Annotated in this window: 13 protein-coding genes and 1 tRNA gene; 6 read left to right on the top strand and 8 right to left on the bottom strand. The window is 35.3% G+C overall.

The features are described 5' to 3' along the window. Nucleotides 1-2: 2 nt before the first annotated feature. Nucleotides 3-3,329 (bottom strand): transglutaminase family protein, encoded by a 3,327-nt coding sequence (locus BMY56_RS03975; protein ID WP_091620256.1) that lies wholly within the window; start codon nt 3,327-3,329, stop codon nt 3-5. A 275-nt stretch (nt 3,330-3,604) separates the two neighbouring features. On the opposite strand from BMY56_RS03975, the gene BMY56_RS03980 reads away from it, so the two are divergent. Both BMY56_RS03980 and BMY56_RS03985 read left to right on the top strand, forming a co-directional pair. Continuing rightward, on the top strand, nt 3,605-4,147 hold the full coding sequence (locus BMY56_RS03980; protein WP_091620259.1) for a DUF4287 domain-containing protein: 543 nt from the start codon (nt 3,605-3,607) through the stop codon (nt 4,145-4,147). Between the two features lie 80 nt (nt 4,148-4,227). Further along, nucleotides 4,228-5,100, top strand: coding sequence for a cation diffusion facilitator family transporter (locus BMY56_RS03985; protein WP_091620261.1), 873 nt, complete (start codon nt 4,228-4,230; stop codon nt 5,098-5,100). A 32-nt stretch (nt 5,101-5,132) separates the two neighbouring features. On the opposite strand, the gene BMY56_RS03990 is transcribed toward BMY56_RS03985, so the two are convergent. From BMY56_RS03990 to hisC, 5 genes are all read right to left on the bottom strand, one after another. Beyond that, on the bottom strand, nt 5,133-6,020 hold the full coding sequence (locus BMY56_RS03990; protein WP_091620264.1) for a flavin reductase family protein: 888 nt from the start codon (nt 6,018-6,020) through the stop codon (nt 5,133-5,135). A 17-nt stretch (nt 6,021-6,037) separates the two neighbouring features. Then, nucleotides 6,038-7,273, bottom strand: coding sequence for a fumarylacetoacetase (fahA, locus tag BMY56_RS03995; RefSeq protein WP_091621767.1), 1,236 nt, complete (start codon nt 7,271-7,273; stop codon nt 6,038-6,040). 17 nt (nt 7,274-7,290) lie between these two features. Then, nucleotides 7,291-8,445: a homogentisate 1,2-dioxygenase gene (locus BMY56_RS04000; protein WP_091620267.1), complete on the bottom strand. Its 1,155-nt coding sequence runs from the start codon at nt 8,443-8,445 to the stop codon at nt 7,291-7,293. Nucleotides 8,446-8,614: 169 nt separating this feature from the next. Continuing rightward, complete coding sequence (hppD, locus tag BMY56_RS04005; RefSeq protein WP_091620269.1) at nt 8,615-9,745, bottom strand: 4-hydroxyphenylpyruvate dioxygenase; 1,131 nt, start codon at nt 9,743-9,745, stop codon at nt 8,615-8,617. Between the two features lie 64 nt (nt 9,746-9,809). Then, nucleotides 9,810-10,916, bottom strand: coding sequence for a histidinol-phosphate transaminase (gene hisC / locus BMY56_RS04010; protein WP_091620271.1), 1,107 nt, complete (start codon nt 10,914-10,916; stop codon nt 9,810-9,812). A 119-nt stretch (nt 10,917-11,035) separates the two neighbouring features. Here hisC and BMY56_RS04015 point away from each other — a divergent pair, with 119 nt between their 5' ends. The 4 genes from BMY56_RS04015 (at nt 11,036) to BMY56_RS04030 (ending at nt 13,057) form a co-directional block, all read left to right on the top strand. Then, nucleotides 11,036-11,482, top strand: a complete 447-nt coding sequence (locus BMY56_RS04015; RefSeq protein ID WP_091620274.1) for a MarR family winged helix-turn-helix transcriptional regulator — start codon at nt 11,036-11,038, stop codon at nt 11,480-11,482. A 105-nt stretch (nt 11,483-11,587) separates the two neighbouring features. Then, nucleotides 11,588-11,661 (top strand) — tRNA-Arg (locus BMY56_RS04020). Nucleotides 11,662-11,839: 178 nt separating this feature from the next. Beyond that, nucleotides 11,840-12,271 carry a BLUF domain-containing protein gene (locus tag BMY56_RS04025; protein WP_091620277.1) on the top strand — a complete coding sequence of 144 codons (432 nt, stop codon included), beginning with the start codon at nt 11,840-11,842 and terminating at the stop codon, nt 12,269-12,271. A gap of 342 nt (nt 12,272-12,613) precedes the next feature. Then, on the top strand, nt 12,614-13,057 hold the full coding sequence (locus BMY56_RS04030) for a response regulator (protein WP_091620279.1): 444 nt from the start codon (nt 12,614-12,616) through the stop codon (nt 13,055-13,057). 291 nt (nt 13,058-13,348) lie between these two features. Here BMY56_RS04030 and BMY56_RS04035 read toward each other — a convergent pair whose 3' ends face one another. Together BMY56_RS04035 and BMY56_RS04040 are read right to left on the bottom strand one after the other, a co-directional pair. Further along, nucleotides 13,349-14,344, bottom strand: a complete 996-nt coding sequence (locus BMY56_RS04035) for a helix-turn-helix transcriptional regulator (RefSeq protein WP_091620282.1) — start codon at nt 14,342-14,344, stop codon at nt 13,349-13,351. Between the two features lie 277 nt (nt 14,345-14,621). Beyond that, nucleotides 14,622-16,562, bottom strand: a complete 1,941-nt coding sequence (locus tag BMY56_RS04040) for a PAS domain-containing sensor histidine kinase (RefSeq protein ID WP_091620284.1) — start codon at nt 16,560-16,562, stop codon at nt 14,622-14,624. Nucleotides 16,563-16,584 lie beyond the last annotated feature (22 nt).

Below are 16,584 nucleotides of genomic sequence, written 5' to 3' on the forward strand. Positions count from 1 at the left end.
AATTACTTCTTACGTAAATCGGTTACATGTGGATACTCAGGATTGACTGGCATCTCCTTATATACAAATGTATTTGAACCTGACTTAGGTTCAACCATTCTACCTGTAAAATTTGTTGTAGCGACCAATTCTTTCGGTGTTTCTTCATCTTGTGTTAAACCAATATCCCAAAACCTATTTATTCTTCGCGATTCGGCTTCAAGACTGTTTATAGGGTAATTATCATAGGAAAGCCCGCCAGGGTGTGCTACAAAATAAGTACAACCTCCAATAGATTTTTGATTCCAATCATCTACAATATCAAAAACCAAGGGCGTATCTACACCAATAGTTGGGTGTAATGCTGACCACGGATCCCAAGCTTTAAATCGTACACCTGCCACATACTCACCTTTTGTTCCCGTAGGACTAAGATCTACTTTTACGCCATTACACGTTAACGTATACCTTTCTACTGTGAAGTTATTAAGTTTCACCTGTATGCGTTCTAGAGAAGAATCGACATAACGCGACGTACCACGCCCCGTCATTTCTTCGCCCAGCACATTCCAAGGTTCGATGGCCATACGAAGTTCTAACTGCATTGCATTTATTTCTACCATGCCATACAATGGAAAACGGAATTCAAAGAACGGGTCGAACCAATCTAACTTAAATGGATAACCCGCATCGTTCAATTGTTCTACAATATCTTTTATATCCTCTTTTACATAATGCTCTAATAAAAATTTGTCATGAAGTTCAGAACCCCAACGAACCAACTTATGCTTATAGGGCTTTTTCCAAAACCAAGAAACCAATGTACGCACCAACAACATTTGCATTAAACTCATTTGTGCGTGTGGTGGCATATCAAATGCACGAAGTTCTAGTATGCCTAACCTACCTGAAGAAGAATCTGGCGAATATAATTTATCGATACAAAATTCTGCCCGATGAGTGTTTCCAGTAATATCGGTCAATAAATGACGGAACAACCGATCAGTCAACCAAAATGGTACTTCTTTATCTTCGGGTATTTGCGAAAATGCAATCTCTAGCTCATATAAGTTTTCTAATCTAGTCTCATCAACTCGTGGTGCTTGACTCGTTGGCCCTATAAATGCCCCAGAAAATAAATAAGAAAGTCCAGGATGATGTTGCCAGAACGTCAATAAACTTCGCAACAACTGTGGATTTCGCAGTAACGGACTATCACCTGGCGTAACCCCACCTAAGGTAACGTGATTTCCTCCTCCTGTACCGGTATGCTTACCATCTAGCATAAATTTTTCAGTACCTAAACGTGCTTTTTTAGCCTCAGCATAAAGCGTCAATGTATTGTCTGTTAACTCTTGCCAGTTGTTTGCCGGATGTACGTTTATCTCAATAACACCAGGATCAGGAGTTACTTTTAATACTTCTAATCGATTATCGCGTGGTGGCTCATACCCTTCTAAAATAATAGGCGTATTTAATTTTTTAGCCGTTGCCTCTATACTCGCTACCAAATCCAAAAAGTCTTCTGCGCTATCTAAAGGCGGTAAATACAAGTATAACTTATCTTCTCTAACCTCAGCACAAATTGCAGTACGAACAAAAGGCTGATTTTTATTTTTTCTTGTTTCTGTTTTCCTTCTGTTTCTTCGCTTTAAATCGACTCCGTATGCCGGTAAAGCAGGTCGTTTTTCAAAAAGTTCCGGCTCTGCTGTTGGCTCTGATGGAATTTCTGGATTTTTTGGCAAAGAGTCTAATGGTAATCGCAACCCTATTGATGAATTACCAGGTGTCAATAATAAATGCTTTCCTCTAAACTCCCACCGATTGGTAATCCATCTGCCGTTTTTTTTAATTAATGGGAATACATGACCTACAGCCTTACCGATACCTTGCTCTAAAATATCACCTAATTTACGTCGTAAGTGGGTATCGTTCTTATTGTATTTTTTGGGATCTACATCAATGGGTAGTTTACCTTCTTCCCATAAAAAGTAAAAAGCATCTTCGAAAGCAGGTATAACAGTTTCATTATCTGCTCCTAAAAATTTAGCTAATGTATTCAAGAATGCTTCGGTAATATTTACCGGCAATTTATAATTTTCAGCAAAAGAGGCCAGTAATTTTGGTTCTCTCCAAATTGGCTCTCCATCTTTACGCCAATGAATACCTATTAACCAACGTGGTAAAGGTTCTCCAGGATACCATTTTCCTTGTGCATGATGTAAGACCCCGCCTTTACCGAACACATCCATTAAACTTAATGACAATTTACTTGCCAGTTTGCGTTTGTGCTCACCATCGGCCTCGGTATTCCACTCCCCAGACTCCATATCATCTACAGATACAAAAGTAGGTTCACCACCCATGGTTAGTCGAACATCATTCGCCTGTAATTCATCTTCAACCACAAAGCCCAAATCATAAATGGCTTTCCATTGCTCTTCTGTATAGGGTTTAGTTACACGTGGAGATTCAAAAATACGGGTTACAGAATTTTCAAATTCAAAGGTAGTTTCCGCAAAATCGCTAAATCCACTAACAGGTGCTGCACTTTCATAAGAAGGTGTACATGCCAAAGGAATATGACCTTCACCAGCTAATAGTCCAGATGTGGCATCTAAACCAATCCAACCCGCTCCTGGTAAATATACTTCTGCCCACGCATGTAAATCCGTAAAATCTTCTTCAGGACCCGATGGTCCATCCAATGATTTTTCGTCGGACTTCAATTGAACTAAATATCCAGAAACAAAACGTGCAGCCAAACCTAAATGACGTAGCGTCTGTACCAACAACCAGGCATAATCTCTACACGAACCCAATTTACTACTTAAGGTTTCTTCACAAGTTTGCACTCCAGGATCCATACGCAAGGTATAGTTCAAATGATTATACAAATCGCTATTCAAACCAATTAAAAAGTCGATACTACGCTTAGGTGTCATATCTATTTTCGCCAACCAATCTTTTAGAAGCGGGCCACTTTCCACTTTTTCTAAATAGGGTAGTAATTCCTTTTTCAATTCTTCGGAATACGTAAAAGGAAATTCTTCTACAGCTTCTTCAACAAAGAAATCGAATGGATTAATTGTTTTTAAATCTGCAATAATTTCGACATCTACAGAAAGTTCAGTAGTCTTATCTGGGAATACGATACGTGCTAAATAATTACCAAACGGGTCTTGTTGCCAATTGAAAAAATGATTCTCTGGCTTAATCTTTATGGAGTACGATTCAATGGGTGTTCTACTATGTGGTGCAGGCCGTAATCTAAATATGTGTGGAGATAAGTTTATACTTCTATCGTATTTATATTTTGTCTTATGTTTAATTGCAACTTTTAATGCCATAGGTTAGTCGTATTTCTGTCTTACCTAATATAAGCACTAATAATTATAATTGCATGCGTAAATACGTTAATCGTCTTATTTTTATTCATAACAGAGCTGGAACGTTTTTTATTGCTAGATTGATAATCCAGAAGTTGATTTTCCATTCTTTCTATGGATAAAGCACCTCTATTACAAGCATTGAAAACTTATTTTACCTGCTAATTTGCACATATGAAAAATTAAATCATTATTAATTTTCGTAAATTAAAGTTCAATTTCAAAACATCGACAAAATGGAAAAGGCACTTAAAACCATGATTGATAATATGCCCGAAAAAACAGGCAAGTCTTTAAAGGAGTGGAAATCGGTTTTAAAATTAAAATCATTTGACAAGCATTCTGAAGCTGTCAATTTTCTCAAAAAAGAACATGGTGTAACCCATGGTTTCGCCAATGCCATTGTCACTTTATCCAAAGAAGATAATAATACTCCTACAGACTTGGTTGACCAACAATACAAAGGGAAAGAAAACTTAAAACCAATTTATGAAGCCATTTTAAAAGTGGTGAAATCATTTGGCGATGATGTTACCATTACTCCTAAAAAAACCACTGTCAGTTTGATACGGAAAACACAATTCGCCCTTATTAAACCGGCTACCAAAACTAGAATTGACCTCGGACTCAAAATAAAGGATAAACCAACGACCAACCGACTCGGGTCATCTGGCCCTTTTGGTGCCATGTGTACCCATAGGGTTCAACTCACTGATGCAGCGCAAGTCGATAATGAATTAATTGAATGGCTTACTGAAGCTTACGAAAAAGCAACATAATAGCTGTATATATTCTTTAAAGTTGATATTAAATGTTTATAAAAATATTCTGTGATTTCTGATACTACTACCTTTGCATTATGAGTATTGAACAGACGGCAATTAAGACCACTTATTTCAGCATTATCGGTAACATATTTCTGGCCTTAATTAAAGGGTTTGCTGGTTTTTTCGGCAATTCATATGCACTTATAGCAGATGCAATTGAGTCTACTACCGATATTTTTTCTTCCATTTTAGTGCTCTTGGGTTTCAAATACGCAGAACGCCCAGCAGATGAAAATCACCCGTACGGACATGGAAAAATAGAACCAATTGTTACATTTTTAGTCGTAGCATTTTTGGTTATTTCCGCAACGGTTATTGCCTATGAAAGTATTGAGAATATTCAGACTCCACATAAGGTTCCAAAAGCATGGACATTAATCGTGCTAGGCTTAATAATTGTATGGAAAGAAATCTCATACCGCATCGTAATCAAAAAAAGTGAAGAAACGAATAGCACTTCTTTAAAGGCAGATGCTTGGCACCATAGAAGCGATGCAATTACTTCTGTAATGGCTTTTATTGGCATTTCAATTGCCGTTATTTTTGGCAAAGGTTATGAAACTGCAGATGATTGGGCGGCATTACTTGCATCGGGGTTTATTCTTTACAATAGTTATTTGATTTTAAGACCTGCGCTTGGTGAGATTATGGATGAACAACGCTATGATGACCTTTTAGAAGAAATACGCTTAAAATCATTAGAAGTTCCTGGAGTCACAGGAACAGAAAAATGCTTTATTCGTAAAGCCGGAATGAAATTTCATGTTGATTTGCACGCCATGGTAGATGGTAATATCTCAGTAACCAAAGGGCATGATATTGCCCACCTGTTACAAGATCATCTTAATAAGGAAATTCCTAACCTAGAACATGTGTTGATTCATATAGAACCTGATGATCTATAATTGAAAGCAATATCTTCTTATGGAGTTAGAAATTACAAATGAAGTAATGCCAAAGCATCTTCAGTCTTTCCTTGTTCCAACCATTTTTGGGCTAGCTTATGAATATCAACAGAATTTTTATCTGCCAAAATAGATTTCACCTCTGAATGTGCTGCAATCTTGCTAATAGCCTCTTTGGTGGGCAGCTCTTCTAAATTACCTAATCTACCTAAATTATTTCCTGTTAAAACAGTACTATTACGAACGGCTTCCGGTAGCATATCCACCCCGATTCCTTTTGTACGTATTGGTTTTGGAATTTCAAAAAGCGCATCACCATTGGCTCGGCAATACCAATTACCACCCATGCGTGCAACTAAATCCAATTTTGGAGTGTCCAGATTTCCATCGGCATCTAAATATGCTTTTTTTACATGAATTTGAACCACTTTAGCCAATACCAGGTTACCTGCTCCCGGTCCGTCACCTAATGCAATTACTTTATCGACAACACACTCAAAAGCAACAGGAGCCTCCCCCACTCTTGGTGGTTTCACTTTATCGCTAGGTACTTGTGTAAAGCCAGCTTTTACGAATTCATTTACGCCTTCATCATATTCGGTACTTGATAATGACATTTGCTCTACCATATCGTAATTGACGATATTGATGACTGTTTCTTTTACTTCCAGTACATTTTCTAAGGTATGTTTGGTGGTATTATCACGACCTCTTCGCGAAGGAGAGAAAATCATGATTGGCGGATTTACACTAAATAGGTTAAAATAACTGAACGGACTCAAATTCACGTTTCCTTCCTTGTCAATGGTACTGGCAAAACATATGGGTCTTGGTGCAACTGCAGATAATAAATAACCATGCAACTCTTGTTGCGAAATGGAAGTCGGGTCTATTGAATTTATTTCCTCGTTATTTGACATTGCTTTAGAATTCTAAGTTATTTACTTGGTACTATGGTTCCAGATACTTCCCCAAAACCTACTCTCTTTCCATCTTTTTCTGCGAAACCTCGAATCGTAATCGAATCGTAATCTTCAATAAATGTACGGTCGCTACCATCCTTCAATTTAAACGGTTTTTTACCTCCCCATGAAATTTCCAATAAAGAACCATAAGAGCTTTCAACTTTACCTGAAATAGTACCAGATGCCATTACATCACCCACATTTACATTGCACCCATTTACGGTATGATGCGCCAGTTGTTGCATCATATTCCAATACATATATTTGAAATTTGATTTGCTTATAACAGTTTCATCTGAGGTTTGCGTAGACATACCTACTTCTAATTGAATGTCATAATTTTTCTTCCCTTTATATTTTAAATAGGATAATACCTCTGGTTGTTGCTCAGGACCTTGAACTTTAAAAGGTTCTAATGCCTCCAAAGTAACAATCCATGGCGACATGGAAGACGCAAAGTTTTTCCCTAAGAACGGACCTAAAGGAACATATTCCCATTTTTGAATATCACGTGCAGACCAGTCATTGAACAACACTAAACCGAAGATATGTTCAGCGGCATTTTTGGTTGAAATACGCTCACCTAATTCGGTGCTTTTGCCAACTATAAAACCCATTTCCAATTCAAAATCTAAATTTTTAGAGGGTTTGAACGAGGGCAATTCTTCAGTATTTGGTTTTACCTGACCCATGGGTCTGTGAATATTGGTGCCACTGACCACAATTGAAGAAGCGCGACCATGATACCCTACCGGTATATGCCTCCAGTTCGGTAACAACGCATTTTCTGGATCACGGAACATCTTACCCACGTTGGTGGCATGCTCTATACTAGAATAGAAATCGGTATAATCACCCACATGCACCGGTAAATGCATAGTTGCATCTTTTTGAAACAGGAAAACTTCAGGATGATTTCTCAGCGGAGATTTCTCAGAAACCAACAAACCTTGTATATCTAAACGAACCTTATTGGTAATTTTCTTTCCTAAGGCAATGAAATCATTTAAGGTTTTCTGCCTGAAATATGCGGCACTTACCTCTAACAACCCTAAATCGGATATTGCCGCCAAATCTAAAATCTGGTCTCCAATAGCCATACCTGCCCTTGGCTCATCATTTTTTAACGAGAAGATACCAAACGGAAGGTTATAGATTGAAAAATCTGAATTTTCGGGTACGGAGACCCATGTCTTTAATGTTGCCAAATGTTTACTTATTTCTGTTATAACCAAGATTGGTAATAATCGCCGTCATCTAATTTTAGTGCATTTTCGGTCACCATTAACGGTTTAAACGTATCTATCATTACCGCTAATTCTTCCGAACCTTTTTGACCTATACTCCGTTCTGCGGCACCAGGGTGCGGACCATGAGGTATACCCGCCGGATGTAATGATATATTACCTGGCTGTACGCCATTTCTACTCATAAAATCACCATCTACGTAATACAACATCTCATCAGAATCTATATTCGAGTGATTATAAGGTGCCGGTATAGAAAGCCGATGATAATCATATAATCGTGGTACAAACGAACAGATTACAAAGGCATTCGTCTCGAATGTTTGATGAACTGGTGGCGGTTGATGAATTCTACCTGTGATAGGTTCAAAATTGTGAATGGAGAATCCGTATGGGAAATTATATCCATCCCAACCCACAACATCAAAAGGGTGACCAATGTACACCATTTCATGCATGACACCTTGCTTCTTCACCTTCATTAAATGTTCATTGGTATCGATAAACGTTTCCAGATTTTGCGGTAATTTATAATCACGCTCACAAAAAGGGGAATGCTCCAATAACTGACCAAACCAATTGCGATAGCGTTTTGGTGTGTATATCGGCGAAAAGGATTCGGCATATAAAATACGATTGTCCTCTGTATTAAAATCAATCTGATAAATAGTCCCTCTAGGAATAATTAAATAGTCTCCATATTCAAAGGGAATCTGTCCAAAAATGGTTCGTAACGTACCTGTTCCTTTATGAATGAACAACATTTCATCGGCATCGGTATTTTTATAAAAATAATCTCGTAACGATTTTCTTGGCGCTGCAACTCCTATAATAATATCACTGTTCACCAATAATGGTTCACGAGCCTCTAAGAAATCATCTTTTGCAGGGGCATTAAAACTCACCAATTTTAACGAACGAATATTCTTTTCCAAAGCAATTTTTGGAGAAACATCGGTGCTCTTTAATATCTCCTTGACCATGGTAGGTCTATTGTGGTGATATAATAAAGAGGACATACCGTCAAAACCAATGGTACCGAACAATTGCTCAGAATATAATTCACCATTTGGTTTTCTAAACTGCGTATGCCGCTTAGGTGGCAATTCTCCTTGTTTATGATATATTGGCATATTCGTTAGTTTAATCGATAATCGAGATTAAATACTTCATGGCTTACCTCGAAATCTTAAAGTTATTTTCTAAGGAATACCTCGTGGCTTTGCCACGAGGTATTTTATTAATCAATAAAGCTTCCTTTAAAAGTAATCTATTCTTAGATTTTCAAGAAATCTGTTGAACTTATAAAGTTCCTCTCAATTCTTGCTCACGCTCAATAGCTTCGAACAACGCTTTGAAATTTCCTTTCCCAAAAGAAGTAGCTCCTTTTCTTTGAATAATCTCAAAAAACATGGTTGGTCTTGCCTGTACCGTCTTGGTGAAAATCTGCAATAAATAGCCTTCATCATCACGATCCACCAAAATACCTAGTTTTCTTAATGATTCTATATCCTCATCAATTTCACCAACTCTTTCGGTCAATACATCATAATACGTTGTTGGTATGGTAAGAAATTCTACTCCTCTACTTTTAAGATCTGAAACTGTTTTTACTATATCATCCGTTGCTACGGCAATATGCTGTACCCCTTCACCTTCGTAGAATTCTAAGTACTCATCTACTTGAGATTTTTTCATTCCCGGGGCAGGTTCGTTTATAGGAAACTTAATACGACCGTTTCCATTACTCATTACCTTACTCATCAATGCCGTAAACTCTGTTGAAATATCTTTATCATCAAAGGACATAATCTGCTTAAAGCCCATTACATTGGCATAGAAATCTACCCAATAGTTCATTTGACCTTCATTCACATTACCTACCATATGATCTACAAATTTTAAACCTGTTGAAGTTGGCTGGTAATCACTTTCCCATTTTTGGTACCCTGGCAAAAATGTTCCGTTGTAGTTTTTACGCTCTACAAAAATATGCACAACCTCACCGTAAGAATAGATTCCCGAACGAACTACTTTACCGCTCTCATCTTCCTCTATAACTGGCTTCATGTAGCTTTTGGCCCCTCTTTTCATAGCCTCTTCATAAGCATAGGTAGCATCATCTACCCAAAGTGCAGTCACTTTTACACCGTCACCATGCTTATCAATATGCCTACCTACATCCGTTCCACTTTTTAATGGAGATGTCAAAACCAAACGAATCTTGTCTTGTTCTACAACATAAGATTCCAAATCTCTACTACCAGTCTCCAAACCCTTATAAGCTAGAGATTTAAAACCGAATGCAGTTTTGTAATAATGTGCCGCTTGTTTTGAATTACTTACGTACAGTTCCAAATAATCTGTACCATTGATAGGCATAAAATCTTGTGCCTCTTTGTGTTTATTTTCTACTGCTGTTGATGTTGACATACTGTTGAGTTTTATATTTTTGTTTTACTTATTGTTGCTTCTGCAACATATATATTAAAAAAAGTTATGCTGTTGTTGTTTGGGTTTTCATTAATACTTCTAAAGCAGCTAATAGCGCTTTGTTCGCCTCTCTTACGCCGAATGAAATACGGACTTTACCTGGAGCACCAAAATTACCTACTGGGCGTACCATGATCCCTTTTTGTTCTAAAAAAGCGGTAAACTCCATGTCATTAATTGGTGGATCTATTAATACAAAATTACCCTGTGTTGGCCAGTATTTTATATGTAAAGCATGAAGTCCGTTCAAAACGAATTCTCGCTCTTCTTTTACCAAGGCTACCGTTTTATTTACAAAATCAACATCTTCTAAAGCCGCAATGGCACCTTCTAAAGCCAAAGAAGAAAGTAAGAATGGCTTACATATTTTTCTCATGTAATTACTGATTTCCAATGGAGCATAGCAATACCCTACACGCAGACCTGCCAAACCATACGTTTTTGAAAAACTGTTTATGGCAATTACATTTTTACCTTCTACGACAAAAGGAATTCCTGAAGTGTAATCTTCTGCTTCTGCAAAATGCCTATACACTTCATCTAATACCAAAACTACGTGTTCAGGTAACTTCTCAATAAACTTCCGCAAGTCTGCCAAAGGAATATAATTTCCTGATGGATTATTTGGGGAGGCAAGAAAGACTAGCTTCGTTTTATCTGTAATAGCCTCAAGAATACCATCTAGGTTATAATTATAATCTTCGGTCATAGGCACATTGATCGCCTTTGCTCCCATCCATCGTGTAAAAGCAGTATACGGCAGAAAACAAGGCTGACTAACAATTACCTCATCATTTTCACTTAGGAAAGCCTTAGAAATCATATCAATAATTTCAGAACCACTATTAGCGGTTATAAAATTATCGGCACCCAACACCCCGTCAAAGTCTTTAACTAGTGCCTCTCTTAATCGTATATCGGTATTATCAGGATAGAAGCTTAAATCATCTAACGTGTTTGCTAACGCCTGCTTCACTTTCGGTGAATACCCTAACGGATTTTCATTTGAAGAAAGTTTGTGTACTGTAACACCATCGGGCATTACAATTTTTTTACCTCCACCTTTGTAAGTGCTGTCTTCTAAAATATAATTCTTAAAACCTAATTGCATATACCCAATTTTAGACCTTCTCGGCAGTAGTAAAATTACAACTATTTTTTAATTTTGTTGCATTAACAACAAAATTAACGATAAACTCCGTTACTTTTGGGAGAATAAGCACGAAAATTATGGACAGGACTGAGGGATTCGGCGTTTACATTGACCGTACCCTAAAAAAAGTACAAAGTACTTTTTTACAGGTATTTGCAGAAAACAATATAGATTTAACTATTGAGCAATGGGTTATTTTACAACGTGTACACTTAGAAGGTAAAGATGCCTCACAGGCAGATATTGCCAAATCAAATTTTAGAAATCGAGCAACAACATCTAGGGTTATAAGTGGTTTATGCAAAAAAGGTCTATTAAGAAAGTCCAGATTTAGAGATGACCAAAAACGCTTTAAATTGGTAATGACTGAAGAAGGCACTAATCTTATGAAAGAGGTTATGCCCTTTATTAAGGATTTAAGAAAGGCTAGCACCTTGGGTATCACCGAAGAAGAATTTGAAATATTCTATAAAGTCTTAGATCAATTATGGGAGAATTTCGACCAATATGATAGCAGGTCCTAGCCGTATTTTAGCACATACACGAAATAATAAAATTTTTAATTGATTTTGGTTTTACCAGTCTATAAATTTCACTAAGTTTGCACCCACATTTGAAAAAATGGTGTCGGTCGCATAGCTCAGCTGGATAGAGCATCTGCCTTCTAAGCAGACGGTCGGAGGTTCGAATCCTCCTGCGATCACTTTAAAGCCCCTTCTAGGGGCTTTTTTGTTTTAGGTTCTCACTTCCCCTCTATTTCTTAATTGCAACTTTAACTATAGGTAATCGGTAAAACCTTGTAAAAATATCACCGTTAGGTAACTATATTTTCGTTTTAACAATTTTACTAATTTTGTCGATTAGGAATAATTTGTTTGGATATGTACACCTTAACTTATGAGTCTACTGCAACCAATACTGTGCAGGGCATAGAAATGGAAGAGCTTTTAGAAAAAGCTCGTTTTAACAATCAACGTGATGGTATAACAGGGTGTTTAATTTATTACAATGGAGGATTTGTTCAATTATTGGAAGGTGATAAAAAAAAGATTGAAGCACTTTATGTAAAGATCAAAGAAGATGATCGTCATAAAAATGTAACACTTTTCTCTGATGATGAAATTAGCAAACGGACGTTTCCTAACTGGGGCATGGCCTATTATCCAATTAACGAGAATCACGCCACCAAATATGAATTTGAACAATTTAGAAGAAATTTAAGTATGCTATCTGACTTGGTCGAACCTACTAGTTCTACTGCAAAACAATTTTGGAAGAAAATCAAAAATCTTATTTCAGATCCACCGTTGTAAGTTTCATCAACCTTAATTCTTGAATGAAATAAAATGTGTATCTCTTTAACAGCAGGTATTAATTTGTCTGCGACAATAAAAATTGTCAGATTACTGAGTTAATCATATTCATTACTAACGTACATCCTTAAATAATAACAGACTCAATTTATAATTATAGGTAGGCTAACTATTTACATAGTGAATAAAAAATTAAATAGATTTAAATAATTAGGTTTTGAGTTAGATTTTTAGTGAATAGCATTACTGATTGAAACTCCTAATTTTTAATTTGCAGTTGTGTTTTACTATAACTTTTTTATGTATAACACCTAGTTTTTAAGTTTAATTGATTTATTTATAATGAACAAAGCTTTACTAAATGTCTATCTCGCAGACGATGATAGTGATGACAGAACTTTTTTTTCTGATGCACTACGGGAGATACCAATACCATCTAAAATTTTCGAATTTAACAATGGTGTTGATTTAATGGCTGATTTACTTTCTGCAACTATCGAAAAACCAGATGTTATATTTTTAGATTTGAAAATGCCTATGTTGGACGGATTTGAATGTCTTTCTGACATTAGAGACCTTGCCAAATATGCTCATACACCAGTAATCATATATTCAACTTCTTATCATCCTAAAGAAATTGATAGATTAAAAGAAATGGGTGCTTCGCTATACTTACAAAAGCCATCATCATACAATCAACTTAAGACACTACTTCATAAATGTCTTCGTTATGTAAACAGTACTGAAGGAATAAAAGTAGAACCCGAATTTGTTATTTCTATTTAAATGAATACCGTCGTTTACCAACCATCTTCTGCTATCGGTTATAGAAAACCACCAATTAGTTTTTTTTAATTCAAGTTTACTTGATTAAGGATGCCCCCCAATTTGCTTTTGCAAGCAAATTAACAACTTGGCCAAATTATCTAAAAAATACAATCCTTATCAGAAAGTATAGATTTTTATATATTCTGTTTACAAAAAGCACATTACAACTTTTATATCATCATAAAACAAACTTTTTAAAATAAGAAAAGCCAGCTATAGCTGGCTTTTTCTCTAACTTAATATTTGCACTTATGCAGAAAGTGATACTTTTCTAATGTTCATTAAATATGTTTTAGGAGTACACTTATATTTATTTCTAAAAATCTTTGAGAAATAGCTTCTACTTGTGAATCCTATAGAATAAACTATCTCAGAAATATTCATGTCCGACGTTTGAATTAATTCTTCTGCCAGAATAAGACGCTCATTTCTTATGAAGTTTGTTACCGTAGTACCTTCCATAACTTTAAACCCTTCTTGTAGTTTTGTTGGCGAAAGGCCATATTCTTTACTTAAATCTGTAACGGTATATGGAAATTCGGGTTTTCTTTTAATTGCATTTACAGCTTCCTCTATTCTTAAAAGCTCTTTTTTAGTTAACAACGTACTTACTTGACCTTCACTTTCAATATCTTGCTTACAGTGAAGAATCTCGAGAGCTAAAGTGAAATTAACAATACCTTCAATTAACAGTTTTCTAACCAATCCCTTTTGAGTAATAGCACGAATTTGTAATAACTGCTCCTTAATCTTCAGGTTAAAAGTTCCAATATGAGCACTATTATCTTCATTTAAGAACGATGTAAATAGTTGATCATACAATTCAGAACCATCATTATTTTTAACCGAGTGCTCACTATCTTGAGTCACCTTTATTACAGACAAGTTAGATTTTGTGCCCTTTCTTAATTTAATATTAATAATCTCATTTGAACCACCAACTACCACTGTTTGTAAGGCCTCTACTTTAGATATTTCTCCCCCTTTGGTAAAATTAAAATTACCTTCTAAACAATAAATAAAATACAAACTACGGTTCTCATCCAATTTCAAATCAAAATTAAAATCTTCTACCAAGTCCAAATCATATTCAGAATAAGATATACCAGAATTTAAAGAAACTGTTTGAATTCTACCTGTTCCTTTTTCGTTATCATATTGTAATATACGATCACCTTCAAAACTTGAAATACTTCCTCCTAAAATATTATTAAAGTAACTTAATTGATTATGAACTACTTGCATGATATATTGTTTATAGTGTTATTGATTAAATTATGTTCTGAGCTTTTGATGCTCTCAACAAAACCAGTAGTACTTTGATGATTATTTGCCGACTGTCTGTAATTAGCTTTAGTTCTTACAGTACCAACTCTAGCGTATTGAAGATTTTTCATAAAGACCGATTGTTTGCTGTTACAAATATCACCTCTATGACGTGTTAATGTGTTACACCATTTTTAAAAGGTGTTACACAATTTTAAGACTTAGCAAAAAATATAGCTTTAATCTATACCTTATCTTAAATTAATGTTGGCAAGTATACTGTAAACTCGGCTCCTTTATTTAACTCGCCTTTTGCTTGTATTATTCCGTTATGCGATTGTACAATCTTTTTACAAATTGATAATCCTAGACCAGTACCTGAAAATTCAGTTTTACCATGTAGTCTTTGGAAAATTTCAAATATTTTCTCCTGGTACTTTTTCTCAAAGCCTATACCATTATCTATAAATTGTAATTTAACGTAACCCCCTCCGAAAGATAAAAGTTCAGGTGGTAATTCTTCATGGGATACAACTTTACTTTTTATTTGAATTTTAGATTTCGTTTCCTGATGTACGTATTTTAAAGAATTGCCTATAAGATTGGCGAATAATTGTTCGAGCTGAAATTGCACGCCATTTACAACCGGCAAAGCATCTGAAGTAATATCAGCATCCATAACGTCTATTCGCTCACCTAAATCATCTAATACATTTGTTAGCACATCATTTAAATCTATTCTTTTCGGTTGCTCTTCAACCTCATCTACTTTTGAATAGGATAGTAGATTATTAATAAGATTACGCATTCTATTAGAAGAAGATTTTACTTTCTCTAAATATCCTTGAGACCTTAAACTCATCGTGTCTTTTTCTTCTTCATTCAAGCGACTGACAAACATTTGAATTTTACGCAAAGGTTCTTGCAAGTCATGACTTGCAACACGATTAAAGGCTTCCAAATCTGAATTTGTTCTTTTTAATTCAGCATTTTTCGCTTGTAGTTTTGACTCTGCCTCTATTTGCTTGGTAACATCACGTATTACCCCAACCATATACCAATTTCCACCTTTTTGGTAACACTCCCCTATAGTATTCATATACTTCAAATCATTAGATTTGGTATATATGCGAAAAACCAAGTCAGTTTTAGCTTTACTAATTCGAGACTCATGAAAACTATTTTTTACTTTTTCAATATCATTGGGGTGTACAAAAGCTAATAAACGGTCATATTTGCTATCGAGTTCCTTAGGCTCAAAGCCGAACATGTGATACAAATTTTCAGAATATTTGATTTCTTCCTTTCCTAAATTCCAGCGAAAACTTCCAATATTCGCCACATGTTCAGCCTCTAACAGCAATCTATTCTGTATAAATAATTGTTCTTTGTTTTTCTTTTCTTGGGTTATATCTTTTGAAAAAAGTATGATACCGTCATTCATCTTTACGGCCTTATTACTCAACCAGTATGGCTGTTTGTTAAAGAAAAATTCCTTAACGTAATCTTGATTATCTCCACTATAATAACATTTCTTTAATATCTCAAATACCCCATTTTCTAAGTTTTTAGGATAATACTCATAGAGCGTTTTACCAATAATATATTCTGGCTCTTCTTTGGTAATATCGTCTATTCGATTATTGATATAATCTATTCTAAAATCAGATATTACCTTATTATCATCAAATATTGGTTTTAAATAAGAGACTATACTATCATAACTATCTAAAACTCGGTAACTAAATAAATTAGAAATTTCAAGCTCATTTATTCTAGCTTTTAAATCGCCCTCTGGCAAATTCGATTCTTTATCGACTACATAATACACCTTAGCTTCTGTAATGCTTAGTAATAATCCGGTATCATGACTTTCAATTTTAAAGTGCATGTTCAAATTCTTGTGACCGACCTTTTGAACAAAATTGAAAGCTTCCTGTTTTTTTGACTTTATTGCTGAATTTAAATGATTTAGTAACTCGCCAAATTCGAAAAACTTGGGCAACTCTTTTATTATCTTATTCTGAATACTTTCTTTCGTATTTCCAAAAAGTGATTCAGCTTTTTTATTTGCATATGTAATTACATAGTGATTAATGTCTTTCGAATTTTCAGCATTAGGACACACAAATACTAAAGCGTCATTAGAACCATCGACAATATTCTTAAAAAAACTATCTGATGTAATTCTTGTCATAGGTATACCTGAAATTTAAACC

It is taken from the genome of Maribacter orientalis (assembly GCF_900109345.1).
Taxonomy (GTDB): Bacteria; Bacteroidota; Bacteroidia; order Flavobacteriales; family Flavobacteriaceae; genus Maribacter; species Maribacter orientalis.